Origin of the sequence: Lentzea sp. NPDC058450 (assembly GCF_042721395.1) — a bacterium.
Classification (GTDB): domain Bacteria; phylum Actinomycetota; class Actinomycetes; order Mycobacteriales; family Pseudonocardiaceae; genus Lentzea.
In genome coordinates, this window is record NZ_JBHXLO010000048.1 from 1 (window position 1) to 24,198 (window position 24,198).

Sequence of the window (24,198 nt, forward strand, 5' to 3'; positions counted from 1 at the left end):
CGCCCGGCCCCGGGGGGGGGGGGGGGGGGGCGGGGGGGGGGGGGGGGGGGGGGGGGGGGGGGGGGGCGGCCGCCCCCCCCCGGGGGGCCCCCCCCCGCCGCCGTGCTGGCGCGCGAGGTGCTGGCCGTGGCGTCCGGCCCCGGGCTCTTCCGCCTCACCGACGTGCTTCTGGAGTACCAGCTGTCCCGGCCGAGCGCGGCGCTCGGGCCGTTGGCGGAGATCGTCGCGCCGCTGACCGAGGAACTGGTGCAGACGCTGGAGGTCTACCTCCGCCGCGGCTCACGGCGGCCCGCCGCCTCCGAGCTGCACGTGCACCCGAACACCGTCGACTACCGGCTGCGGCGGGTGGCGGAGCTGACCGGCCTCGACCCGACGCGCATCGAGCACGTCACGCTTTTGACGGCTGCGCTTGCTGCACGGCGCGCGCGACCGTAGTGCCGAACACCTTCATGCCCGCCGCGTTGGGGTGCAACGGCGCCGCGATCGTCGTCGGGATCAGGCCCTCCAGGTAGCGCTCGGACGGCTTGGCGCACGTGTCGTGGCCGACGCTGACCGCCGCCAGGTCCACGTAGGACGCTCCGCGCTTCTCGGCCTCCGCCTTGGCCGTGGCGCTCAGCAGGTTCACCGAGCCCTGGATGAAGTCGGCGTCCCGCGCCCAGATCGGCTGCACCGGGTAGCACCCGCCGGGCCGCACGTACGTGCCGTAGCCGGTGACGAGGATCTTGGCCTGCGGTGCCCTGCGCTTGACCTCGTCGAGCGCGGCCCCGAACTCGGGTGCCCACTGGGCGATCTTCGCGGCCACCTGGTCGCCGCCCGCCGTGAGCCGGTCCCTGCACGACAGGCCGACCGGTTCGGGGAGCAGGTTGATGCAGCCCAGCGCCGTCTGCACGAGCCCGACGTCGTTGCCGCCGATGGTGATCGACACCAGGTCGGTGCTCTTGGAGAGCGCGTCGTACTGCGGCTTCACGAACCCGAACTGCCGTCCGGCGAAGTCGTCCGTCGTGGCGCCCGAGCACGTGACGTCGGTGAGCTTCGCGCCGAGGATCTTGGCCGCCACCTGCGGGTAGTTGTTGTTGCTGCTGCGCAGGCACCACAGCGCCGGGTCCTGGTTCGGGATCAACGGACCGGCCGCCGCCGAGTCGCCCATGGCCACGTACTCGAGGACGTCCGCCTGAGCGGTGCTTGTTCCGGCGACCAACATCGCCAGAGCCGCCACGCCTGCCACGATTCGCATCCCGATCCTCCAACGTCGTTGTCAGGTGAGCTCATCGTGGTGGCTCAGGTCACGCGCGCGGGTAGGACGTTGCCCAGAGTCATCCGGTCGTGTTTGTGACCGATCACAATGGAGCACGTGACTCCAGGCGAACTCCTCTCGCTGGCGGCCGACTCCTGCGTGGACGCCGCCAAGCTCCTGCACGACGTCCAGGTCGACGTGTCGGCGAAGGGCACGTACGACCAGGTGAGCAGCGCCGATCTGGCGGTGGAGGCGTTCCTGCGCTCGGCCCTGGTCGCCGGTGCGCCCGGTTCGGCGGTCGTGGGCGAGGAGCTGGGCAGCGCGACGGCCTCGGTTACCTGGTACGTCGACCCGATCGACGGCACCCGCAACTTCGTGCGCGGCATCCCGTTGTCGTGCATCTCGGTGGCCGCGGCGGTGGACGGCGAGCTGGTCGCGGGGTGCGTGCTCGACCCGTTCCGCGACGAGCTCTTCACCGCGGCTGCGGGCGTGCCGTTCCGCGTCCGGTCGACCGGGCTGGTGATCCCGCCTGGTGGCGGGCCGCGGCCGTTGGTGCTGACCGACATCCCGTTGCCCGGCAGTCCCTACTCCGGCGAGATGGAGCTCCTGGGCGACCTGCTGGCGATCGCGGACGTCCGCCGGGTCTACTCGACGGCCCTGTCCCTGGCGTGGGTCGCCGCCGGACGGGCCGACGCCGTCGCCAACATCGGCACCTTCCCGTGGGACGTGGCGGCGGGCGCGGTGCTGGTGCGCGAGGCCGGGGGCACGTTCGTGGAGATCGCCGCCGACGCGTTCGCCGCGGGGCGTGGTGAGATCGTCGACTGGCTGGTCCGTCGGGTGGAGGGCATCGTCTCGTGATCGATCTCAGCGGCCAGGTCGTCCTGGTCACCGGCGCGGGCGGCACCATCGGCGCGGGCATCGCCGACTGCTTCGTGCGCGCGGGCGCGACGGTCCTGCGCCACCTCGGCCGGGCGGACGGCGACCTCCGCACCGAGGCCGAGCGCGTCGTCGCCGAGGCGGCCGCACGGCACGGCCGGTTGGACGCCGTCGTCAACAACGCGGGCGTGCAGCCCGTCGAACCGTTGCCGGGCATGACGACCGCGCAGTGGCGATCCGTTGTGGACACGAACGTGACAGGGCCGTTCGCCGTGACCCAGGCGGCGGTCGAGCACCTGCCGTCCGGTGGGTCGGTCACGCACATCGCGTCGATCGAGGGCACGCACCCGGCGCCGGGGCACGCCCACTACGCCGCCTCGAAGGCCGCGTTGATCATGCACGCGCGGGCGGCGGCGCTGGAGTACGGGCCGCGCGGCATCCGGGTCAACACGGTCTCGCCGGGGCTGATCGGCCGGCCGGGCATCGAGGAGCAGTGGCCGGAGGGCGTCGCCCGGTGGCGGGCCGCCGCGCCGCTGGGCCGGCTGGGCACGCCCGAGGACGTCGGCGCCGCGTGCGTGTTCCTCGCGAGCGACCTCGCGCAGTGGATCACCGGGCACGACCTCGTAGTGGACGGCGGAGTGGTCACTCGGCCGACCTGGTGAGCCGACTGCGACGGCTGCCATCACTTAGTTAACATCTTTACGTCACAGTACGTAGTCGTTCACGCGCGTAGCTCAGTTTGCACACCGTCGAACAGGGCCTAAAGACCCCTCTGCGGCTTTACTTGCGTTATTACATACGACCTGGTCAAGAGCAGTCCGTCACACGGCAGCCACCGTGCGTATCAATCGGCTATGCAATGTCTCAACTGGGTCACAGCTCAAAAATGGACTACCCAGCGTGATAACACACACGTCCTCTTCCTCGAATGTTCAACGAGTCGACTTCGACCGGAGGGGGACGGACGACATGGCATCCCAGCACCGACCGATTTCCCGACGAACGCTCCTGACCGCCGCACTCGGCGGCGCCGCAGTGGGCGTCGTCGGTCAGGGACTGTTCGCGGGGACCGCAGCCGCAGCACCCAAGGCAGCTCGCAAGAAACTTCTGATCGGCAGCGTGGACCGCCTCGGCAACGGGGTCGTGCAGCTGGCCGACCCGAGTCTGACCGGCGAGCAGTCGCTCATCCCGGTCAACGGTCAGCCGAACGCGATCACCGGCTCGCCCGACGGAGTGCTCGCCTACGTGGGGACGGTCTTCGGGCCGGGGCTGAGCGTCGTGGACGTGGACGGCGGCAAGGTGACCACCGAGATCCAGGTCGGCGGGTTCGTCAACGAGGTCCTCGTCTCGCCCGACGGCAAGACCATCTACGTCGCGACCGGCACCGCTGGTGGCGGTGGCTCGCGCGGGCACGTGGCCGTGGTGGACGCGGCGACCGGACAGGTCCGCACGCTGATCAAGGCCGGCCTGCTGCCGCGCTCGCTCGCTCTCACGCCCGACGGCAAGCAGCTGTTCGTCGGCGACGAGCGGGCGAAGGGCGTCACGATCGTCGACACCGCCAAGAACGCGGTGTCGGGCAGGTTCGAGACCGAGAAGACGCCGCTGCTGCTCGCGATCGACCCCAAGGGCAAGAACCTCTACGTGGCGTCGTCGCGCGAGCTGGCCACGTTCGGCCTGCGCGGCGGGAAGGCCGGCGCGACCGAGCTCGAAGGCGTGCCCTGCGGTCTCGCGGTGCACCCGAACGGCACGTTCGCGGCCGTCAGCCTCTACGCGGGCCGCAACGTCGACGCGCAGCTGGTCACGGTGAACGTCAACTCCAACAAGGTCAGGACGAAGGAGGCCAACGGCAAGGGGAACGGTCCTCTGGCGATGAGCAAGGACGGTGGCCGCACGTTCGTGCTGGACAAGAAGAACCGCAAGATCACGTCCGCGAACTCCGACTCCGGCAAGCCGGAGAGCTCACTGTCCACCCCCAACTCGAACACGCCGACCTGCGTCGCCGTCGTCGAGACCGCCTGAGCGCCGGGAGGAGCCCGAGATGCCTTTCTCCATGTCCGTGAAGACCCTGGACTACACCCCGTCCTGGCCCACCTACCCCAGCCTCTGGATGGGCGGCTACTGCGGCGCCCCGCGCGGCAACCAGGGCGCGGTCGACCGCCGGCTGCGCGCCCAGTGCGTCGTGATCGACGACGGCGCCGGCCCCAAGGTCATGCTGCGCGTCGACGTCGTCAGCATCCCGCGCTACGTCCACCAGGCGATCCGCTCCGCGGTGCTTCCCCTGGTGGGCAACAACAACGGCAACTTCCTGATCATCGTGAGCCACACGCACTCCGGCCCGATGATCGGCACGACGAGCCCCAGCCCGTACGTGATGATGGACCTCGCCCCCGCGGACATCAACGCGATCGAGGGCACGACGACCGTGTTCATCAACCAGATGGTCGCTCTCGTCCAGCAGACCGTCGCGATGGCCCGCACGCCGGTCACCTTGTGGTACAAGGAAGGCAGCACGACGATCGGCTACAACCGGGCCGAAGAGCCGCACGTCATGACGACGATCTCGGCGCTGATCGCCCGTCGCACCAGCGACAACGGGCTGCACACCGTCCTCTTCGGATACGCCTGCCACGCCGTCTCGCGCGGCAACGACAGGACGTTCTGCAGCGACTACCCCGGCGCCGCCACCGACGTGATCAGCAACGCGCTGGGCATCCAGGCGTTGTTCTTCCAGGGCGCCGCCGGCGACCAGGAGCCCAACGACCCGCACTCCCCCAGCATGGTCACGAGCCTCGGCACCACGCTCGGCAACGCGGTCGTGTCGATGGTCAACTCGGGCGGCTGGAACGCCGTCACCGGCCCCGTCGCCACCTACTACAACGAGATCAAGATCCCGCTGCAGGTGGACTTCGGCGACCCGGCCGCCGCCATCAGGGCCCGCAACTCCTACAACGACAGGCTGGACACGTTCCCGCCGGACGACTTCGCGTACCGCCACGCCGAGGTCATGATCGAGAAGTTCCACGGCCCCGGCCTGCCCAAGGTGTTCCCGATGCCCATCCAGCGCTGGAACCTGGGCGGCCTGAACATCCTCGCGATGTCGCACGAGGTCCTCTCCCAGTACTCGGTCGTCCTGCAGAACCAGACCCCGGGCTGGCTGTGGATCATGGCGTACGCCAACGAGACCGAGGGCTACGTCGCGGGCCACAGCGTCCTGCAGGCGGGCGAGTCGAAGCACTTCGGCTACGAGGCCGGCTGGACCGACGACGACCAGATGTCGGGCCCCGGCTCGTGGACGACGTTCTACGCCTGGCCGGCCCCGCTGAAGTTCAACCCGAGCGGCGCCGCCGCGGCCGGGTCCACAGAGCGTCTGGTTCTCGACGCCTGCACCGCCATGCTGAACCTCTGAGGGGTGGAGTGAGACATGCCAGGACCCAGCACCACGTTGTCGGCCCGCTACGGACTCGCTCCGGTCTACCCGTGCGACACCGCGGGTGACCTCTACTGCTTCGAGCACTCGACCCCGGCCACCGGCACCTTCGCCTGGGGCGAGAGCTACCAGATCGGCGCGGGCTGGCAGGGCCGCGTGCTCGCCGGCCCGAGCGGCTGGACGTTCAGCATCACCACCGGCGGCGAGCTGAGACTGCTGCACTACAACGGAACCACGTGGGACAGCTTCAACGGCAACGAGTACCTCGTGCTCGGCCAGGGCTGGTCCTACAGCGCCGCCAACACCCGTTACCGCATCTCCGTCGACGAGGACGGCGTGATCTACACGCTCGACGCGGCCGGCAACCTCAAGGCCCACTACTACAACTTCACCACCCAGCAGTGGGCCGTCCAGGGCGCGCTGCTGGACACGGGCCTGACGCAGTACAACGCCATCGTCGCCACCAGCCGCGGCGTCGTCTACGCCCGCAACGCGGCGGGCGCGATGTACCGCTACTACATCGACTTCTGGACGGGCGCGACCGCGACCTGGGTCAAGCCCACCACCACCGTCACCACCGGCTGGCAGAACCTGAAGAACCTCAGCTCGGCGGGCGGCGAGACGTTCTACGCCGTGAACCAGAACAACGGCAACCTGCTCTGGTACAGCTACAACCCGGTCACCAAGGTGTGGAAGAACGCCAAGGTGATCGGCGGCGGGTGGAACAACGAGCAGGACGTCGTGGTGCAGTCGAACGCCTGCTCGCGCTTCCCGTGGGACACCGCGTGCAACTCGTTCGGGATGCAGGACGGCGGGGCCGTGATCACGCGCCTCAACCAGGTGAAGAAGAACTGACCCGCGTTCTGCTAAGGCCCGTCCTCGGCATCTGCTCCGGGGGCGGGCCTTTCACCTTCCTAGGTGCCCCAGAAGGGCCCGAACGTCGCTGAACTCCAATCCGCTCGCCACCGCCGGTCCTCTTCTTGGGGGCGTAGTTCGACCACCTCGTCGATCCGTACCGCGCACCACGAGCATGGTCACCTGGGTCTCGGCGTTGAGCGCGAGACCGAGCAGGTGGATGCGGTGGTCCCAGCGATCAGCTGATCTTCGACTTGTTCTTGTTGAACAGGTCGTGACGCACGTGGTCGTCCTGACCGACGAACGCCTTGAACCTGCCCAGCTTGAACTTGGGCGCAGCGGGCTTGTCCCGGTCGATCTCAAGCTCGAAGTCCTTGCTCAGCAACGAGATCCTGTGCTCCAGCTCGTGCGCCTCGAGTTCCTTGCCGATCGCCTTCGAGATCTGTGCCGCGGTCCGGAAGTCGCCGGCGTCGCGGAGCGCCCGGTAGATCGGGTCGTGCTCGGTGTCGATGTCGCGATCAACCGGGTCGCCCTCTTTGAGGAGCGCAGACTTGATCGCGAGTCCCACGGCCCTGGCAACTGGTGGCGGGAACGCGTTGCCGACCTGGCGGTACCTGGAGGTCTTCAGGCCCACGAACTGCCACTCAGCTGGCTGCCAGCCCTGCAGGAGCTGCACCATCTCGGTCGTGAGCTTCGGCCCGACCTTGAACTCGTCGTCCTCGGCCGGCGCCTCGTTGGCGATGCCCCAGGCGTCAACGCCCATTTGCTCCCAGGCCTTCTTGGCACGCGTCGGGCCGAGGTCGGCGCCGCCGTGCTTCTTCGAACCACCAACAATCGTCGGCGCGATGTCGTTGGCCTTTGCGACCCACTCGTCCAGGCCCTTCCAGCCGCGAGCGCCCATGAGGTCTTTCAGGGTTTCGCCGACGGTGAGCGGCTCGGCCTGCTTCTTCGGCCAGTGGAAGTACGGGGCGAACTCCTCTTTCAGCGCCACGAGAACGAAACGCGGGCGCAACTGGGGCACGCCGAAGTCGGACGCGTGCAGGAGCCGCCACTCGGCGACGTACTTCATGTCGATCAACTGGTCGAGGATCTCCTGCCGATAGGCGGAGAACCTCGGCGTGCTGAGGCCGCGGACGTTTTCGAGGAGCAGCGCGTTCGGCTTGAGCGTCTGGCACTGGTGCACTGCCCACGCGAAGAGGTCGCGTTCATCAGTCGAGCCGTGCTGCTGCCCGGCCAGGCTGAACGGAGGACACGGAACGCCACCGGCCAGGAGGTCGAAGTTCTCCGGGATGGCGACACCCGCCTTGCGCGCCACCTCCCAGACCTCCTTGGAAGCCACGTCGCCGGTGATCACGCCATCGACGATCTGGATCGGAGCGGGGGCGTCGGGTTCCTTCTTCTTGCCGCCGCGTTTCGTGGCGAGCAGTTCCTCTCGCACCGGCTGGCCGTGCCGGGCCAGCAGGTTCACCCGGAGGGTGTCCGCCGCAGTGGGGTCAAGTTCGATGGCGAGCTCGTGCTCGAAACCAGCCTGCATAAGCCCGAGGGCCTGCCCACCAGCGCCAGCGCAGATCTCGACGACCTTCAACGGCGTCGCGGCCTTGGGGGCTTCCACAGGCCCTCCTCTCATGGTTTGGTCTTCAGCTCGCGCTGGGACTGAGGTATCTTCCGGCACCGGCTACGAATGGCGCAAAGTTGCTCGCCAGACGGGATGAACGTGCCAGACGAAGATCGCAGTGCTCGTCGTGCGAAGGCTCATGCTGACGGCCGCTACCCCGCCCCTCTGAACGAGGGCCGTTCGCGGAACATGCAGGCGAACCGGCGCTCGGGAACCAAACCCGAGGTGGCGCTGCGCAGTGCGCTGCACCGACGCGGGATGCGCTACCGGAAGGACCATCTGCTCCGGTTCGACGAGGGCGTCAAGGTGCGTCCGGACATCGTCTTCACCGCTCGCAAGATCGCGGTGTTCGTCGACGGCTGCTTTTGGCACGTGTGCCCTGAGCACGGCCGGCAGCCCACGACCAACGACTGGTACTGGACGCCGAAGCTCAGGCGCAACATCGAGCGGGACCGGCGGGCCGACGAGGTGCTGACCGCGGCGGGATGGGCCGTGATCCGCATTTGGGAACACGAAACCCTGGACACCGCGGTTGAGCGAGTGGCAACCGTCGTCGAACACGGGTTCGAATCTAGCTGATCTAGTGCGTTGCCGCACTCGTCCGCGCCGAGTTCGGGCTCACCCGAGCACTACATCGTCACGAACATAGGGCGCCTGAGCGAAATGACCCATGGCGACATGGATGCGGGTGGCCTGTTCGGTTCCGAACCTGCCAATGCGCGCCTCTTCGCCGTTCCTAGGCTGCACCAGCAGAAAATTGCGCCGTGTCAGCCTGACGTCCCGGATCTCGGCCCAGGTGAGGCTCGTCCCGCGCCACGCGAGTCCGTCGGGAGAAACAGCGATCATCGGCCCTCGCAGCGCTTGCCACGCGACGGCGAGGAGCACGAGACCGACCACCGCCCAGGACGCGGGGTGAATGAACACACCTGCACACCCGAGCAGGAAGACGACGAACAACCACACTCGCCGATGCCCGCCGAACACTCGCACTGTGCGATCAGGCTCGGCCGCACTGTCAGGCCGTTGGTACCTCACCGGTTTCCGCCGAGCCTTCCTGCGTTCAGGCAGCAACGGCCAAGCGATCCGGATGTAGACGTAGAACCAGAGAACGCCGAACGGGAGCAGCAAAGCCATGCCCCATCCCGCATAGGGGCGCTCCGGATACAACTCGCCGCGCCGGAAGCCCGAACCGGCCACCTCGGTGCCGATGAGTTCGGGCGTGAGGAAGCCACGTGTGGTTGCCGTGGTGACGTTGCCGTTGGTCTTGTTCTCCACTTTGGCGCGGCAGTCGTAGACGTAGCCGAAGCCGCGCAAGGTCAACGGCCCGCTGCGTTCGCAGGACGTGGCGGTGATGACGAGGTCGGCGCCGTGGAGGTCGGTCTCGACCTTGTTCCAGAAGTGGTTGAAGATCGTGGCGCCGAGCAGGTAGCCGAGAACGGGCACGAGCAGGAACGCGGAGAACCTGTGCAGGACGCGGACAACCGTCATCCGCCGTTGGCCTCCCTTCTCTTCTCTTCCTGCTTCTCCTCTTCTTCCGCACGTAGGTCGCGCCACGTCCGCCATCCGCCGCCGTCCTTGGCCTTGTCCTCCCAGTCGCGGAACTTGGTGGACTCCTTGGTCGCCTCGATCCCGAGCTTCGGAAGGACCTCGGACGGCACGCTCTTGATGCCGTCTGCGGCGACCGTCCTCGCCTCACTGAGTGCGTCCTTGGCCATGCCGGCGATGGAGAAGTCAGCTCCGCTCCGTCGGATGTCCGCGTCGATGCTCTTCTTGAGGACGTTCACGAAGTCGTCGCCGCTCTTGGAGAGCGCCGTTTTGGCGTTGATGAGGATGTCGTCGAGCTTCTGGAACAGACCGCCAGCGTTGCGGAACGCTTTGGTAAGCCTGCGGCACGCTTCCAATGCCTTGTTGGCCCATTTGATCGCGGTCGGCACGCACTCGGCGATCGCCCCGGCCAGGCCCGCACCAGCCGCCGCGACCGCAGGCGCCCACCGCAGGCAAATGGAGATCAGCTTGCCGATCGCCTCCGCGATGAGGTCGCGCACGATGTCACGCACCACCTTGAGCACGATCTTGCACATGCGGACCAGACCCGCGATGCCTCCGGCAGCCGTCGCGACACCGGCGTAGGTGTCGGCGCGATCAGCACCGAACGTCTTGTACTGATCGCTGTCCTTTCCTGCCCACGTGGTCGTGTCGTTCCTGACCCAGGTCCGCAGGTCTTCGGAGGTCTCCTTCATGAACCCGGAGACGGTTTCCCAGGTCTTCGCCATGCCGTCCAAGGCTTCTTGATCTCCGACGAGCCAGTCGAGCGGCTCCTTGAGGAAGCTGACGTGCTCGATCAGCCAGCCGAAGCCCGCACTGAGCAGGGCGGCCATCGGATCAGCGAGAGCGCCGGCCACACCGGCGGCCGTCGCCCCGGCGTTGATCAAGCCCTCGGCCCAGTTACCGCCCGAGAAGCCCTTCACGGTCTCCGTGGCGTCGTGGAAGATTCCCGCGCCTTCGGTACCGGCCGTCTCCTCCCCGGTGACGATCAAGGGGTTCGGCCCAGGTGCCGGGGCAGGTCCAACTGTGGTCATCGTTCGTGCATCCCGTCGAATACGTCAGTCTGGAGCTGTTCGTGTTCTTCGACGGACTTCCTCCAGGAGTCGAACCGCCTGAGATGGTCCGCCGCGGCATCCGAGGCTTGGCGCAACGTGTCCATCGCCGAGTTCTGTGCGACAGAGCAGAGAGCCGCGAGCGGAAATCCGAGCTTGCCGAACGCCTCTGGGCTGGACACGGTCTGCGCCGCGCCCAGCGCCTGGTTCACGTGCGCACCCACGCTGTCGAGCTTGGCCGAATGTGCTTGCATCTCAACGAGGTCGATGCGGTAGGTCATCGCAGAAATCCCTTGTCGCCGAAGTCTTCCTCGTCGTCTTGGGACGAGCGAGGCATCTGCGGACGGGGCCGGGCCACCGGAGGCGAAGGCGGCGCGTCGTCCTCGATGGCGCCGAGCCGATGCGGCTCGTCCCCGTACCCGCCGCCTGGCAGGTACTGCGGGGGTGGCAACGGATGTGCGCTGCGCAGCTTGTCCACGATGAAGTGCATCGCCTCGGAGTCAGCGCCGAGCATCGGCGACATGGCCTCCTGCACGGTCGCGGCCACCCGGCTCTGCGCACCTTGCAGCACGCGCAGCACCTCCTGCGCCACGCTGTCGCCGTCCTTGCGCTGCAACGAGGTGCCGAGCTTCAGGTCCACGAGGTTGCCCGCGTCGTTGATCGTCACGACGATCTGGCCGTCAGCACTGCGTTCCACAACACGCAGGTTTGCGAGTTCCTCACGTATCGCGTCGCTCTTGCGCTGGGCGTCTGCCAGCTTGCCTTCGTATTGACTGAGAATGGCGTCCGGATCGGTCATCTGGCCTCCACGATGCGTAACCGAGGCCATACTGCCAGTCAGCAATTGCACCGGCAGGCCGAGCGAATCCTCAAAACCCGAGGCCACCACCAGCCGTGCGCCCTCGTGATGAAGACCACATCGATCAAGCGTCCGACAGGGCGGCGAGTGGTCCAGAACCGCGGTGCCACCTGGGCGCGAACGGCCCGTACAGGCAGTCACGAACGGAACGTCACCGGCAGTTACATGATCATCCCCTGACCGCGTACTCGCTGGTCAGGGTCTGATCCATACAGGTGAACGGAAGTACCCCCGACACGGTACGCACTAGTCCCTTCCCTGCTCACGCCTGCCGTGACCTGCACATATCTGCGGCGATCCCGCTAAAGCATCGCCGCCGTCAAAGAAGCGGCCCGCGTCTGGGAACAGTCGCCAAAACTGCACACACAGCATCTCGCAGGATCTCGATGTAGCGATCGAAGGCAGTGGCACGACAGTATCTAGCGTGGTGGTCGCATCGAGAGCAAAGCGCGCACTTGTCCCAGGTATCGGCGGTCTCATCGCGGTTGCCGCCGCGTTGAGCGTCATCTCCGGCTGGCCGGACTGGATTGCCGTGGGAAGAGCCACGCGCCCGCACCTGCCCGAAGTGGCACTCTTGATCATCGCCGTAGTGCTTCTCGCCATCACCGTCAGACGCCTGATAGTCCCGCCAAAAGAAAAGTCTCCTGACACGCTCAACTTGAGCGGGTGGACCGTTGCAGCGTGTGGCGCCATCGTCATTGCAGTCGGATGGCTGACAACAAGCTGGCTCCTCACACAGGCGAACCAGGCAAAGGACCCAGCGGCTGCCCGTATCGAAGCAATAAAAACCGGACTTAGCATTGGCGCCGGAACTGGTGGATTGTTCGCGTTGCTCCTAGCAGTACGCCGCCAATGGCATCAGGAGATCACCGCAGCGGACACTAATCACGATGCCACAGAGAAGAGAATCACCGAACTCTACAACAATGCCGTCAATCAGCTTGGCCACGAGAACGCCGCCGTCAGACTAGCCGCCCTATACGCCCTGGAACGTCTCGCCCAAGCCAATCAAAGCCATCGCCAGACGGTCGTGGATGTAATTTGCGCATATCTACGCATGCCCGTTAATGAAACCGAAGACAAGCAAGATAAGAACAGTGCTTCCACTAAGGAGAACCCGAGCGAAAAGGTCCGCATTCAGCAAGAGTCGGAAGTTAGAAATACCGCACAACGGCTTCTTTGCAAGCATCTGAAGTGGCCACACTGGAACAAAATAGCCCCAGTCGACTTCTGGTCGAACATCGACATCGATCTGACAGGCGCGAAGCTAAGCCACTTCAACTTTGAGAACTGTCGAGCACGACAAGCACTCTTCAACTCAACGGTTTTTACGAGGGGCGCGTTCTTCGTTAGGGCAACATTCGAAGGTGAACCATGGGGAAGAAAAGGCCCATCCGGCACAGGAGGCGTGCGCTTCATCGGAGCAGAATTCGAGGAAGGGGCAATTTTCGAGGACACAATGTTCCTCGGTGACGCCACCTTTAGTTCCGCGTCATTTAACAAGGAGGCATACTTCGGAGGAGTGCACTTCTATGGAAAGTCCGATTTCGACGAAGCGCGATTCGACCAATACTGCCTATTCGAAGGATCGGAATTCCACGACACGGCAAGCTTCAAAGGGACCCACTTTAGGGGGCTCGTCTCATTTCAGCCGGAAGGAATCTACGCCGAAAGCGCCAGGTTCCGCGACGAAATTTTTACCGACTTCAGCGGAGCAACTTTCGACAGTGGCGCACTATTCGGAGGAGTCATCTTCGATGCGGAGGACTCCGAGCGCAACAACTCCGTTAACGGCGTCTTCTTTGGTGGTGCCAAAATTTCCAAGATCAAAGATCCGAACCTGAGGCGCTGGCCTGACGGCTGGAAGGAGAGCAGAAATGATCATGATCCCTATGGCACACTCATCCCAACCGATGCCGACCGCGCCTCAGAGTTGAAGAAACAAAAGAACTTTGCATGGCGGCACGCACAGTAGAACTCACATCATCTAAATAGTTAGGCTATCCATATCGGGGACACTTGCCCTGACAGCCGAATACGCGAATTCTTTACCTCCGCGCGCCGCGCCGACAGCCCTAGTTTTTCGAAGTGCCCCCACGGCAGCAAGGCGCTTTAGTCGGTTGTTAGCATTCTGAGAACTGATACCCAAACGTTGAGCCAGGTCATTTGCTTTAAAATCACCCAGGTCCAACGCTGCATCGAAAGTCTCAGGGAGCGGCGCTGCTCCATCGAGCTTGAGCGTGCCATCCCGACCGAGGACAACCACTTGCACGTCTCGCCGTTCGCGACAGATGGTGACCGTCTCAGCGTTCTCAACGTTCAAGCCAGCGACCTTGAGCGTCACGTCTTGACTCGCGGCATCGAGCGAAGCCAGGAACTTACCGAGGAACTCGTCAGCGAAGCTGATGGTCATCGCAGTCACGGCGGTGAAGTCGATAGTAAGATCAACTCCAGTCTTACCTGCGAGGATCCCCTCCAGCAAGCTACGACCATCGCGGGCCTTGCTACGCGTAGCGGGGAACTCACCCAGCTGAACGACGTTGAAGACGGCTACGTGTGTCATGGTTTCTCCGGTTTCATTGTACCGATTGAACCATCCTTACGGGTGTTGCGGTAGTTCATGGGACAGCCACGCCCAAGTACCTCGGGTTTGGTCAGGACGAGAGCGTCGCGACACGGTTCGAGGACGATCGCCGGCAGTGACGGTGATCTCACCTCTGCCCGAGCGTATATGGAAGCGGATCGTGCCGTGCTTCTCTCCACCGGTTATGAGGTCGCCGAGACCGTGGCCTCGTTTGTCGGATGTGCCCGTAACGCCGTCTTTCAAAGCTTCTTCGAGTGCGTGCACATCGGCGTTGAGGTGCTGATATTCCGAGTTCTGGCGCAGATGCTCTAGCACTCCAATGCCGTTGTCGCAAACCGCCAATTCCAAACGCGGTTGTTCGGTGGTCTCGCCTGTGTAGGTCTGCGCCGCGATGAAGGCTCCTTCAGTGCTCTCGCCGTGTTCAACCGCGTTATCGAGAAGCTCGTTGCAGGCTTTCGTTAGAGCCGGTCCAACATCAGGCGGATAGAACTCGGTGATCAAGTAGCCCACCTTCTCGGCTAGATCATCCACCGTGGCTCGAGTAAGCGGTGAAACCTCAAGCAAGCGATGCGGTAGATCCACACGCTTCTCGGGCGCAACGCGGCCCAATATTTGGGTGTGCCTAGGCATTCGGCGCAACACATCCATCCGCTGAAAGTAGGAGGCTGTGTTCGGCTCCCTGGGAAGGAAGAAGGTTACGGGAATCGCTACCGCGGACGCCCAGTGCGCAATGGCGAGCATTCCAGCCAGGTCCAGCGGGCAGACGAAGCCGATCTGCCTCGCGTCGATCACCAGAACCTCGGGACCCACCAAGTTCAGCATGGCTGCCGTGGCCAGCGGCTTGTCCCCGATGAGGTTCAGCTCCATGTCTCCAGTCTCCCCGAGGTCCGCACGCACCGACAGTGGTCCTTCCGCGACTCGGTTTCACGGAGTACAGTGAAACCGATGATACAACCGAGGTTGGGCAGGCGGCATCCGCCAAACAGGTCCTGAACAGGAGGTCTAGAGGTGAGCAACACCAAGCGGCACGTCGTGCCGAACCCGGACGGCGGCTGGGACATCAAGAAGCCCGGTGGACAACGGTCGAGCGGCCACCACCCCACGCAGCAGCAGGCGGTCGACCGTGCCCGCGAGATCGTTCAGAACGCCGGTGGCGGTGAGGTTGTTACTCACGGCCGCGATGGCCGGATCTGCGACTCCGACACCATCGCACCCGGCCACGACCCGTTTCCCCCGCGCGACACCAAGTAGCCATGCCATGACGGCTCACACGCCGTCGAGTACATCAGGGAGTAGTCGATGACGACCGCAGAAGTTGACAAGCAGCACCCCGGTCACGACAGCAAGACCGTGACCATCGTGGTCAACACCCGCGAGCACTTGTGGGACAAGAAGGAGATCTCGTTCGAGCAGGCCTTCCAACTCGCCTACCCAGGCCACCAGCTCGCGGAGGGCGAGACCGTGACGATCCAGTACTCGCGCGGCCCGAACGAGAAGCCCAAGGGCTCGCTCACCGCGAACCACAGCGTGAAGGTCAAGAACAAGATGGTCTTCGATGTCTACCTCACCACTCGTTCGTGACACCGATCTGGGGCGTCTTCTGGACGACGGCTACGACGTCGTCGTCCAGGAGGGCCACCTGATCGTTCGCCAAATCCCATACGTCACAACCGAAGCGACCGTTGCGCAGGGCTTTCTTACGTACCCGGTAACGGTTGCCGGCGACCGCGTCGTTTCCGGAACCGATCACCGCATCTGGTTCGGCGGCAGCACTCCATGCGACGAGCGTGGCCAGCCCATCAAGTGCGCGACTGCAGAAGACCATGCCGTCACTGCCGACATGCGTGCCGCTTTCATGCTCTCTAGCAAGCCGCGGCCCAATGGGTACGCCAGCGAGTACGAGAAGGTGACCGCGTACGTCCGCATCCTGTCCCACCCGGCCGTCGCTCTCGACGAGAGCGCTACCCCGACTCCTGGCGCAGCATGGCAGGAGGTGGAAGACGACTTGCCCTTCCGCTACCGGGACACCGCCACCGCTCGCGCTGGGCTAGCTGCACTGAACAAGGTCTTCTACAGCCAGAAGATCGGCGTAGTCGGCACCGGTGGCACAGGTGGCTATGTCATCGATCTGGTAGCGAAGATGCCAGTCGCCGACATCGCACTGTACGACGGGGACACGTTCGACAATCACAATGCCTTTCGAGCACCTGGCGCCGCCGAACTAGAGGTTCTTCGCACTCGACCAAACAAGGCGGAGTACTTCGCGCAAACGTACGGGCACATGCACACCGGCATTACCGCACACCCGGTCTTCATCGACGAAAACAACCTAACACTACTTGATGATCGCACTTTCGTCTTTCTGTCGATGGACAACACTCCAGCCAAGCCCATAATCATCAAACACCTCAGGGCACGAATGATTCCGTTCATTGACGTAGGAATGGGAGTGGAGGAGATCGACGGGAAACTCTCTGGGTTACTTCGCGTAACCCTGAACCTGCCCGACTCCGCCTCGGCCGATACCCAGATCCCAACAAGGCACGACGATGCCGAGGAGGATGACTACAGCCGCAACATCCAGATCGCGGATCTCAATTGCCTGAACGCAGCCTTCGCCGTCAGCAGATGGAAGCGCTGGCTCGGCTTCTACGCAGACGGGTCCGAGGAGACCTCCATGACTTACTCAATTTACGTCAACGAGCTCTCCAACGAGGTTGACTAATGAGCGAAGAAACTCATCTTCGACCGGAGTTCGTGGCATCATTCCCCACTCCTATGGAGCGCGGAGTGATGTACGTGTCAATCGAGTACAACAACTGCGGACACCTCTGCGCCTGCGGGTGCGGCCTGGAAGTGATCACACCGTTGTCGCCAGCACAGTGGGCGATCACTTACGACGGCGAGAGCATCTCAATATGGCCGTCAGTTGGCAACTGGTCATTGCCGTGCCGATCACATTACATCGTGGACCGCAGCAGAGTCCGCTGGGCTCGAAGCTTCACTGAACGCGAGATCGAGCGAAACAGGACACGCGATCGCGCACTTCTTGAAGAACAAGACAGCGAAAATGAACAGCTGATCGACAAGCGAACCGACTCGGCCGGGATCACGTCCGACTTCCTCGGCGCCGACAGAAGCCGAGTCGGCACGTGGAAATGGCTCATTAGCCGCGTGCGCCGTCTCATGAGCTGATAGTCCTCACGTCAACCCGCCTGTTCGTCCTCTTCTATGGGCTAACAGAGATTCGCAGCAGCGGGTCGACACATGCTCAGTACTTGAGGCCGTCTGCCTTGGTGAAAGCGAGGAAGCTGAGCCACGAGTTCGCTCCGACGGCGACCGACGCGCTGTCTGGATCTTTACTGTCCCGCACCTCGGTCTCAGCCTCGCCGACGGCGAGCTCTACGCAGTTGTTGTCTGGTGCGGTGTAGCTGGACTTGCGCCACGTCTTCTCAGGGTTCGTCATCTCGCTGGAGTCTCTCCTTGAAGAGTTCAGCCTGGTCGCGGATGACCTTGAGCGACTCTTCGGGCGTGAAGGCCAGCTCGTCCGCGATCTCGTTGAACGACTTGCGGAACTTGTCTACGTCAACGTCATTCTCCACCCACCGACCACCTCCCCTGGTCTCCAGGTAGACGACGTCAGGGAAGTCCTCGTCGTCGAAGCTCAGGATGGTCACGCCGTCGATGGCGTAGGCGCCGGCGTCTTCGCCGATCACCTGGATCGTCACGTTCGGGAGAGCCGCGGACGCCTGCAGGTGGAGCAGCTGCGCGTACATGGCAGCAGGGCCGCCGACTGCGCGACGTAGAGCTGCGATGTCGATCAGGAAGTGCGCTTGCAGCGGAACGTCGCCGTGCAGCCGCATCTGGCGGCTTTGGCGGGCGGCGACGGTGCGGTTGGCGGGGACCTTCGGGTTGACGAAGAGGTGCGCCGCTTCGCGGAGGGCGAGCGTGTACTCCGGGACCTGCAGCATGCCTGGGATCCAGACCGCTTCTACCTGCTTCAGCTTTGAGGCGTCGGCTTCGGCGCGAGCGTATGAGCGGGCCGCCTGGTTGTACGCGGCTGGGTGTTGGACGCGCGTGCTGTCCTGCTTGGCGTCTTCCCAGTACTCGGTTGCCTTGCGCCGGCGGTCTTCGTCCGCCTCTACGAGGTCTAGGTACAGGCCGAGGTCTGCCCAGCCGAGGAGGTTCGTGCCGTTCAGGCACTTCGAGAGGTGCGCCTCGGTCTTGCGGAGCTCGCTCGCCAGGTAGTTGAGGTCCTTGCCCGCGTCCTTGCGCAGCTGATCGAGCAGGCGGCCCAGCTTGGACTTCCTGTACGTCTTGTCGCTCGGCACCCGGTTGCCTCCTCGCGCTGCGGAACTCGTGATCACCCTAGTCACGCGCAGGTCAGGGCAGGTTCACACGTTCTGGTTATCGCATTAGGGGTTAATTAACCCCTAATGTAGTCGCTGTCGACGGGATCCTTGGCCCCTTGTGGGAGCTGGTCTGGACGGGCGTGTCCGGGCTGGTAGCGCGCCACGCCCAAGGGTTCCGTCGGCCCCAGGTCGGTCCGACGGAGGGTTCTGGCGATGGAGCGTGGTGAGGAAGTTGTTCACGTCGTTGTGAACCTGACGCGGACGCAGACCGCGGTGCTTTCGCGCGCTGCTGTGGTGGTCACTTCTGCCTTGGATTGCAGGGAGGCCAATGCTGCGGAGCAAGGGCTTCTTGTGTTCCGGCAGGCGGTTGCGCGGGCCTTCGCCAACGACAGGACATCGGAACCGGCCGAGCGTCCTCGGTGTTCCCGTCTCCGAGCCAGCTAGCCGAAGGGCGTGTCGCCATGGGCAACCTGGTCTTGTTTCCGAGCTGCGCCGACGGCTTGTTGAGCACCTGGATCTTGTGTCGCGAATTGCTGCTGACGGTGATGTCACGTCCGCGCTGTCCATGGCACGGCACGAAGTTCCGCGGTTGGTGGCCGCGTTGCGTGTGTTTGTCGACGAGCACCAAGCGGACGCGAATGGCTGGTGCAGGAAGTGTCGCGGCGGGCCTGTTTGGCGGAGAGTGCCGGCGCCTTGCCGGATGTTGCTCGACGTTCATCTTGCCGTTCAGGCAGCGACTGCGACGACACACGAGCGTGCGCGTTGGCAGCCGAAGAGGCACCGGGCGTGAAGCTCACGGATCGAGAACAGGCTGATGGGATATGGCTCTACAACTGGTCAACGGGAGAGCAAGTCTGGAGGTCCGTGCTCTGAGCCGGACAGTGCTGGGCTGGCGGATGAGGCAGGACTGGTCGCTCCTCGAGTTGGGCGCTCGGGTTGGCTTCTCCACCGCGAAGTTGTCGCACCTCTGCCGAGCCGCGCAACGCATGTCGCCTCGTGAGGTCGTCGTGGTTGGGGCTGCGTGTGGCGCGCCCGATGACGAAGTTGAGCTGTGCATGCGGGTTGCGCAGCGAGCTGTTGATCCGCAGATGTGGGATCGGATCAACGGCGACGCTTGGGCTCGGCTTAGGGGGCACCGTGGGATGTCCTGGCTGAGGCGAGTGAGTTGGTGATCGTGGCGGCGGAGACGCTGCCTGAGCTTGTACGTACTGGTGGCTACCACGCTGCTCTCGTCGCGGCCGGTGCAGCGGCGAATGACCTCGATGTTGTAAAGCAACAAGACGCCCTGAGCCGCTTGAGAGCGGACGTCAAGCAGGCGTCGAAGCTGCGACGGCTGAGCGTCCGGCTGATCGTGACAGAGCGGGCGCTCTGCGGCGTTGGCGATTCGAAGGTGTTGGCAGATCAGCTGGAGCACCTGGAAGAGCTGCGCGAGCTGCCTGGATTCGAGCTTCGAATCGTGGACGGCGATGTAGGGGCCTACTTCGGCATGGGCATGTCCTTCGCCGTGATGCGGTTCGTGGAGAAGCGGTTTGACGACGTGGTTCTGCTGCACACGCTGCATGGTGGCAATACCTGGCTTGAGTCCGCTGCCGAGCGCGCCCCCTACGAGCGAGTCCTTACCGCGCTCGACGATGTTGTCCGCACCGAGGAGCTGTCCTTGCTCTGGTTGAACGAGGCCTCGCTGCGGCTTCGGGAACCGGCACGGCATTTGCAGCTGGTTACCGATCAAGCGAGGAGCTAGGTATGCCGAAGAGGATCTCCACCGCGCGTGGCCGTGAGCTTGGCGCTGGCATACGAGCGGCCATCGCGGGAGCTGGCATGACCTCGCGAGGGGCCGCTGAGGTCATGGACTGGGACGAGGCCAAGGTCTCGGACGTGCTGAACGGAAAGGGCGGCGCCAACCTCGTTGAGATTGCCGCACTGCTCGGTGCCTGCCGGGTCAAGTCCGATGAGCGCGCTCACCTTCTGGCTCTACACAGCGAGACGGGTGTGGTGGGTTGGTGGCAGCAGCACGGGGTGTGTTCGCCTATCGAGCTTCGCACTGTCGTTGAGAACCTGGCGGTGGCGGAGACGCTCACGTGCTGGCACACGCACGCGGTGCCGCTGTTCTTGCAGACAGCCGATTACATGCGTGAGGCATTGCGCGCCTCGGTCACCTCGCCGGCTGATGCGTTGGAAGCCCGGGTTCAGGCGAGCCTTGCGATGCAACGGCTGCCTCGACAAGGCACCACTTGCACGTTCTTTATTCACGAGTTGGCGCTGCAGCTTCAGGTTGGTGGTGCTGAGGTACAGGCCGGGCAGCTGCTGCAGCTCATGTTTATGGCAAACCGCCCGAACGTCGAGATCAGGATCTTGCCGGTCGCGCGAGGTGCGCACGCAGGGTTGGCAGGGCCGTTCACCCTGCTGACGTTTCCGAAGTACGAGCCGCTGGTTTGGGTTGGCGCCGAGAACTCAACTCTTCTTGCCGAGTCACGAGATGCGGTCGCGGGATACGACGCTGTCGTTCGTGCGCTGGACGCGGAGAGCCTCGACAAGGCCGAATCCAAGGAGCTGCTTCTCCGCCTTCATGACGTGACGAAGCCATAACGATCGGCGACCGCGTGTCCCAAGAAGCCTCGAAATCCGGAGTTCAGGAGTGCTTGAGCGATCACCGCTTGAGCAGCTCCGGAGGGAGAGGCCGATGGGTGACAGCGCGGGTTGGTCAGCGCGTGGTCCGGCACATGGGGAGGCGGGTGTCCGGCGTTCTGAATCCGCTGCCCCAACCGCCGAGGCGCGAAGTCACGTCACCGCACTTCAGCAGTGGTATCGAGGAAGGCCGACCAAAAGCCGACTGAGGAGTGACAACAAAGGAACTCCACACACTCGTGGACGGCGCGGCGGCCGAGTTGGCGAGCCGGATGCGGCCTTGTGGTTTCGGCTCGTTGAGCGGGATCGACGGATCCTCGCCCTCCTGCACGAGCACAAGGTGCTCACCACCAACCAGATTGCGGCGATCGAGTTCTCCTCGGTGCGACGTGCTCAGGATCGTCTGCGACAGCTGCGTGAGCTAGGTGTGGTGTTCGCGTTTCGCGACTCTTACAGCACCGGCGGCACCAGTCAGACGCGGTACGCGCTCGGTTACCGCGGGGCGCGGGTGATCGCTGCGCAGCGCGCGGAGAAGCCGCCGGTGGCCGGTGCTTACGCAGAACGGCTGGAGCGGCTGGGGTTGTGGCCGAAGCTGGCGCATCAGCTTGGCGTCAACGACTTCTTCTGTGGGCTGGCTGCGTATGCCCGCACTCGGCCGGACGCCGGCCTTACGCAGTGGTGGTCGGAGAAGGTCTGCACGGACTTCTTCTGGCACGGTGACATCAAGCTCAGACCCGATGCCTACGGCTGTTGGGATGAGGGCGGGCGACGGGTTCGGTTCTTCCTGGAGCACGACACCGGGACCGAACGCTGTCCAAAGTGGTGAGCAAGCTCGGTGACTACAGTCGGTTCGGTACCGATGTCTTCGGCGTTCTGCTGTTCTCGATCCACTCGTCGTTGCGAGAACGGAACCTTCGCTCGGCGATGCGCCAGCAGCTCGGCTACGAGAAGCTCGGCTTCGTCATCGCTACCGCGTCTCGTGATCATGGCCATCCTGATGGACCGGCTGGGCCGATCTGGGCGTTGTGGTCCGTCCAAGACCAGGGTTCGGAACGGCGGCGCCTGGCAGAGCTTCCGCAACGTGGTCCGCGCGTCCCAGAGCACTCGTCGCCCCTAGGAATCCCCTTCAGTGAAGCGTCATGGGATCCCAAGAACACCACCGTGGTTGGACAGATCACGGGAGTTGAGAGGCGATGGGCATGAACATTGTTCCGCTGCCTCAGAGACCACCCGTTAGTGACATGGAACCTCTGTGCGACAACGGTTCTGAGCATCCGGAGTGGCACTACAATCAGATAGGAAACCGCACGAAGAGCTGGGCTTTCTCCGGTCACGTGCGTTATGTCAGCGGCGCCGAAGGCGATCGTCTGCGCGGCGAACTGGCCGCCGTGATCAGAGACCTCCTCGACTGGGCTGCCAGTCAGCGCGCCGATCAGGCCGATGATCAGGAGGCTGCCTGATGAATCAACCGCGGCTACAGGCCGTTCCGTCTGGGCCGTCCGGCCTGTCGGACTATGCAGTTTCACCGCTCGGTATGCCGGTTGCGTTGCTGCGCAACGAGGTTCGGGTGGCGTTTCTCGGCCGGACGTCCACCGACGACCAGCAGGACCCGCGGCAGTCCATGCTGCGGCAACTCGGGAACTGCAAGGCGTCCATCCCTGAGTCCTGGGTGATCGTGGCGCACTTCTACGACGTCGAGTCCGGGCGTATGGAGTTGAACCAGCGTGGGCGCGGCGAGAACTACGAGCGCTATGACATTCCGATCGCTCGTGACGGTGGTGTCAACGACCTGCTTGACGAGGCGACGCACAAGGGCCGCAGGTTCGATGTCGTGATCTGCGAGAGCGTCTCGCGCGTCGCTCGGCGCACGTACGAAGGGCTCTCGATCGAACGAGAGTTGGAGTGGGTCGAAGTCCCGTTGTTCGCCTCCAACGAGCCGATCACGCTGACCGGGAGCAGGGCGCAACGGATCCTGCAACGGCGGATCAACCAGTCGGTGGCCGAGTACGAGGTGCTCAACACGCTGGAGCAGTCGTGGGGTGGGCTGTGCACCCATGTCCGCGAAGGCTGGAACATCGGCAAGCCGCCGTACGGTTACAAGGCCAAGACCTACCGGCATCCCAACCCCACGAAAGCGGCCAAAGGGCAGACGAAGACGCGGTTGGAGCCGGACAGCATCATGGCCGAGGCCGTCACCCAGATCGCCACGTGGCGCCACCACCAGGGTTTGGGCTACGGCACGATCGCCGACCTGCTCAACGCCGACCTGGCCAAGTACCCGCCGCCTCAACCGCCCAGCAAGGCACGAGCCCGAGGCGCTTGGAGCAAGTCCAGCGTCTGCGACCTCCTGCGGAACCCGAAGTACACCGGGTTCCAGGTGTTCAACCGGCGGGCGACCCGCTCGAAGCGCGGGAAGGTCAACTCGCCGGTTCTGTGGGTGTGGTCGCCCGAGCCGGTGCACGAGCCGCTGATTCCGAAGTGGATGTTCGACGAGATGGCCGCGAAGCGGCGGGCGAGGCAGGGCTCGCGTGACGACGACGCGAGTGTGCACTCCACGGCCACGCGTACGTACCTGCTGCGCGGCATGGTGGTCGACGCGTGTGGCCGGCGGATGTATGGCAGCTTCCGCAACAAGCGCGTCTACTACATGTGCTCAGCGCGCAGCAACAACCGCGGACGGCCCAACAGGTACTCCGACCATGCCGAGGTGGTCTACGTCCGCGAGGACGCGATCCTGGAGGGCATTGCGGCCTTCTTCGCGGATCGTGTGTTCGGTCCCGAGCGCCGCGCACTGCTCGAAGCCGATCTTGCGAACGTCGACGATCGTGAGGCCGAGGAACGGCGTGCTGAAGCCGAACGGGTCGAGCGGGCGCTGGCCGACATCGAACGGCGACAGGCGGCGATCCTCCGTCAAGCCCAGGACGGCGAGGATGCGTTCAGCCGCGGGCTGCGGCAGACCTAGAACGAACTGGACACGCAGAAGCAGTCGCTCGTGACGAACAACACAGCGATTGGTACACCAGTGCCAACTGGGCCGACAACCGAGGACATCGCGCTGCTCGACGCTCTTCCGCTCCTGGTCACGGACCTGAGCAAGGCTCCTGACCTGTTGCTACGGCGGCTGTTCAAGATCACCCAGCTCGGCGTCCGCCTGAACGATGACCATGATCATCT

Annotated in this window: 29 protein-coding genes; 19 read left to right on the plus strand and 10 right to left on the minus strand. The window is 64.4% G+C overall.

Annotated features, from left to right (window positions below; translation table 11 throughout):
• The first annotated feature begins 102 nt into the window (after nt 1-102).
• Nucleotides 103-435 (plus strand): PucR family transcriptional regulator, encoded by a 333-nt coding sequence (locus ACFWNN_RS42635; RefSeq protein WP_382445690.1) that lies wholly within the window; start codon nt 103-105, stop codon nt 433-435.
• Here ACFWNN_RS42635 and ACFWNN_RS42640 read toward each other — a convergent pair.
• Nucleotides 389-1,234, minus strand: coding sequence for an SGNH/GDSL hydrolase family protein (locus ACFWNN_RS42640; RefSeq protein WP_382445691.1), 846 nt, complete (start codon nt 1,232-1,234; stop codon nt 389-391). The two genes, ACFWNN_RS42635 and ACFWNN_RS42640, sit on opposite strands and share 47 nt — an antisense overlap.
• A 117-nt stretch (nt 1,235-1,351) precedes the next feature.
• On the opposite strand from ACFWNN_RS42640, the gene ACFWNN_RS42645 reads away from it, so the two are divergent.
• From ACFWNN_RS42645 to ACFWNN_RS42665, 5 genes are all read left to right on the plus strand, one after another.
• A complete protein-coding gene (locus ACFWNN_RS42645; RefSeq protein WP_382445692.1) occupies nt 1,352-2,092 on the plus strand; it encodes an inositol monophosphatase family protein in 741 nt (246 codons plus the stop codon).
• Nucleotides 2,089-2,772 (plus strand): SDR family NAD(P)-dependent oxidoreductase, encoded by a 684-nt coding sequence (locus ACFWNN_RS42650; protein ID WP_382445693.1) that lies wholly within the window; start codon nt 2,089-2,091, stop codon nt 2,770-2,772. Before ACFWNN_RS42645 ends, ACFWNN_RS42650 begins: the two co-directional genes overlap by 4 nt.
• Nucleotides 2,773-3,229: 457 nt before the next feature.
• Entirely contained in the window at nt 3,230-4,129 is a 900-nt protein-coding gene (locus ACFWNN_RS42655; protein ID WP_382445694.1) for a YncE family protein, read from the plus strand.
• Between the two features lie 19 nt (nt 4,130-4,148).
• On the plus strand, nt 4,149-5,516 hold the full coding sequence (locus tag ACFWNN_RS42660) for a hypothetical protein (RefSeq protein ID WP_382445695.1): 1,368 nt from the start codon (nt 4,149-4,151) through the stop codon (nt 5,514-5,516).
• Between the two features lie 15 nt (nt 5,517-5,531).
• Nucleotides 5,532-6,392, plus strand: coding sequence for a tachylectin-related carbohydrate-binding protein (locus ACFWNN_RS42665; protein ID WP_382445696.1), 861 nt, complete (start codon nt 5,532-5,534; stop codon nt 6,390-6,392).
• Nucleotides 6,393-6,630: 238 nt separating this feature from the next.
• Here ACFWNN_RS42665 and ACFWNN_RS42670 read toward each other — a convergent pair whose 3' ends face one another.
• Nucleotides 6,631-8,004 (minus strand): DNA cytosine methyltransferase, encoded by a 1,374-nt coding sequence (locus ACFWNN_RS42670; protein WP_382445697.1) that lies wholly within the window; start codon nt 8,002-8,004, stop codon nt 6,631-6,633.
• 96 nt (nt 8,005-8,100) lie between these two features.
• Here ACFWNN_RS42670 and ACFWNN_RS42675 point away from each other — a divergent pair, with 96 nt between their 5' ends.
• The gene (locus ACFWNN_RS42675) at nt 8,101-8,586 is read left to right on the plus strand and encodes a very short patch repair endonuclease (RefSeq protein ID WP_382445750.1); all 486 of its coding nucleotides are present in this window, start codon (nt 8,101-8,103) and stop codon (nt 8,584-8,586) included.
• 39 nt (nt 8,587-8,625) lie between these two features.
• On the opposite strand, the gene ACFWNN_RS42680 is transcribed toward ACFWNN_RS42675, so the two are convergent.
• Genes ACFWNN_RS42680 through ACFWNN_RS42695 form a run of 4 tightly spaced genes read right to left on the minus strand, consistent with a single transcriptional unit; the run spans nt 8,626 to nt 11,403 of the window.
• Complete coding sequence (locus ACFWNN_RS42680; RefSeq protein ID WP_382445698.1) at nt 8,626-9,495, minus strand: DUF6346 domain-containing protein; 870 nt, start codon at nt 9,493-9,495, stop codon at nt 8,626-8,628.
• Nucleotides 9,492-10,586, minus strand: a complete 1,095-nt coding sequence (locus ACFWNN_RS42685; RefSeq protein ID WP_382445699.1) for a hypothetical protein — start codon at nt 10,584-10,586, stop codon at nt 9,492-9,494. The genes ACFWNN_RS42680 and ACFWNN_RS42685 overlap by 4 nt, the downstream gene beginning before the upstream one ends.
• Nucleotides 10,583-10,885 (minus strand): hypothetical protein, encoded by a 303-nt coding sequence (locus ACFWNN_RS42690; RefSeq protein ID WP_382445700.1) that lies wholly within the window; start codon nt 10,883-10,885, stop codon nt 10,583-10,585. Before ACFWNN_RS42690 ends, ACFWNN_RS42685 begins: the two co-directional genes overlap by 4 nt.
• Complete coding sequence (locus tag ACFWNN_RS42695; protein ID WP_382445701.1) at nt 10,882-11,403, minus strand: YbaB/EbfC family nucleoid-associated protein; 522 nt, start codon at nt 11,401-11,403, stop codon at nt 10,882-10,884. The genes ACFWNN_RS42690 and ACFWNN_RS42695 overlap by 4 nt, the downstream gene beginning before the upstream one ends.
• A gap of 484 nt (nt 11,404-11,887) precedes the next feature.
• Between ACFWNN_RS42695 and ACFWNN_RS42700 the strand changes: the two genes are divergently transcribed.
• Nucleotides 11,888-13,438 (plus strand): pentapeptide repeat-containing protein, encoded by a 1,551-nt coding sequence (locus ACFWNN_RS42700; RefSeq protein WP_382445702.1) that lies wholly within the window; start codon nt 11,888-11,890, stop codon nt 13,436-13,438.
• A 12-nt stretch (nt 13,439-13,450) separates the two neighbouring features.
• Here ACFWNN_RS42700 and ACFWNN_RS42705 read toward each other — a convergent pair whose 3' ends face one another.
• The gene (locus ACFWNN_RS42705) at nt 13,451-13,945 is read right to left on the minus strand and encodes an STAS-like domain-containing protein (protein ID WP_382445703.1); all 495 of its coding nucleotides are present in this window, start codon (nt 13,943-13,945) and stop codon (nt 13,451-13,453) included.
• Between the two features lie 117 nt (nt 13,946-14,062).
• Nucleotides 14,063-14,914 (minus strand): hypothetical protein, encoded by an 852-nt coding sequence (locus ACFWNN_RS42710; RefSeq protein WP_382445704.1) that lies wholly within the window; start codon nt 14,912-14,914, stop codon nt 14,063-14,065.
• 141 nt (nt 14,915-15,055) lie between these two features.
• Here ACFWNN_RS42710 and ACFWNN_RS42715 point away from each other — a divergent pair, with 141 nt between their 5' ends.
• From ACFWNN_RS42715 to ACFWNN_RS42730, 4 genes are read left to right on the plus strand one after another with little or no spacing between them, the layout of a single operon-like run.
• Entirely contained in the window at nt 15,056-15,298 is a 243-nt protein-coding gene (locus ACFWNN_RS42715; RefSeq protein WP_382445705.1) for a DUF2188 domain-containing protein, read from the plus strand.
• A gap of 48 nt (nt 15,299-15,346) precedes the next feature.
• A complete protein-coding gene (locus tag ACFWNN_RS42720) occupies nt 15,347-15,628 on the plus strand; it encodes a multiubiquitin domain-containing protein (RefSeq protein ID WP_382445706.1) in 282 nt (93 codons plus the stop codon).
• Nucleotides 15,603-16,772 (plus strand): ThiF family adenylyltransferase, encoded by a 1,170-nt coding sequence (locus ACFWNN_RS42725; protein WP_382445707.1) that lies wholly within the window; start codon nt 15,603-15,605, stop codon nt 16,770-16,772. The genes ACFWNN_RS42720 and ACFWNN_RS42725 overlap by 26 nt, the downstream gene beginning before the upstream one ends.
• Nucleotides 16,772-17,242, plus strand: a complete 471-nt coding sequence (locus tag ACFWNN_RS42730) for a DUF6527 family protein (RefSeq protein WP_382445708.1) — start codon at nt 16,772-16,774, stop codon at nt 17,240-17,242. Before ACFWNN_RS42725 ends, ACFWNN_RS42730 begins: the two co-directional genes overlap by 1 nt.
• A 76-nt stretch (nt 17,243-17,318) precedes the next feature.
• Here the strand turns inward: ACFWNN_RS42730 and ACFWNN_RS42735 are convergent, their stop codons facing one another.
• Together ACFWNN_RS42735 and ACFWNN_RS42740 are read right to left on the minus strand one after the other, a co-directional pair.
• Entirely contained in the window at nt 17,319-17,513 is a 195-nt protein-coding gene (locus ACFWNN_RS42735) for a DUF397 domain-containing protein (protein ID WP_382445709.1), read from the minus strand.
• On the minus strand, nt 17,500-18,378 hold the full coding sequence (locus tag ACFWNN_RS42740; protein ID WP_382445710.1) for a helix-turn-helix domain-containing protein: 879 nt from the start codon (nt 18,376-18,378) through the stop codon (nt 17,500-17,502). Before ACFWNN_RS42740 ends, ACFWNN_RS42735 begins: the two co-directional genes overlap by 14 nt.
• A 917-nt stretch (nt 18,379-19,295) precedes the next feature.
• Here ACFWNN_RS42740 and ACFWNN_RS42745 point away from each other — a divergent pair.
• The 7 genes from ACFWNN_RS42745 to ACFWNN_RS42775 all read left to right on the plus strand — a co-directional run bounded on the left by ACFWNN_RS42745 (nt 19,296) and on the right by ACFWNN_RS42775 (nt 23,986).
• Nucleotides 19,296-19,571 carry a helix-turn-helix domain-containing protein gene (locus ACFWNN_RS42745; RefSeq protein ID WP_382445751.1) on the plus strand — a complete coding sequence of 92 codons (276 nt, stop codon included), beginning with the start codon at nt 19,296-19,298 and terminating at the stop codon, nt 19,569-19,571.
• Entirely contained in the window at nt 19,547-20,140 is a 594-nt protein-coding gene (locus tag ACFWNN_RS42750; RefSeq protein ID WP_382445752.1) for a Scr1 family TA system antitoxin-like transcriptional regulator, read from the plus strand. Before ACFWNN_RS42745 ends, ACFWNN_RS42750 begins: the two co-directional genes overlap by 25 nt.
• Before the next feature lie 104 nt (nt 20,141-20,244).
• On the plus strand, nt 20,245-20,985 hold the full coding sequence (locus tag ACFWNN_RS42755) for a DUF5753 domain-containing protein (RefSeq protein WP_382445711.1): 741 nt from the start codon (nt 20,245-20,247) through the stop codon (nt 20,983-20,985).
• Between the two features lie 379 nt (nt 20,986-21,364).
• On the plus strand, nt 21,365-21,850 hold the full coding sequence (locus ACFWNN_RS42760; RefSeq protein WP_382445712.1) for a replication-relaxation family protein: 486 nt from the start codon (nt 21,365-21,367) through the stop codon (nt 21,848-21,850).
• Complete coding sequence (locus ACFWNN_RS42765; RefSeq protein ID WP_382445713.1) at nt 21,844-22,227, plus strand: hypothetical protein; 384 nt, start codon at nt 21,844-21,846, stop codon at nt 22,225-22,227. Before ACFWNN_RS42760 ends, ACFWNN_RS42765 begins: the two co-directional genes overlap by 7 nt.
• Nucleotides 22,224-22,484, plus strand: coding sequence for a hypothetical protein (locus ACFWNN_RS42770; protein WP_382445714.1), 261 nt, complete (start codon nt 22,224-22,226; stop codon nt 22,482-22,484). Before ACFWNN_RS42765 ends, ACFWNN_RS42770 begins: the two co-directional genes overlap by 4 nt.
• A gap of 74 nt (nt 22,485-22,558) precedes the next feature.
• Nucleotides 22,559-23,986 (plus strand): recombinase family protein, encoded by a 1,428-nt coding sequence (locus ACFWNN_RS42775; RefSeq protein ID WP_382445715.1) that lies wholly within the window; start codon nt 22,559-22,561, stop codon nt 23,984-23,986.
• The last annotated feature ends 212 nt before the right edge of the window (nt 23,987-24,198 follow it).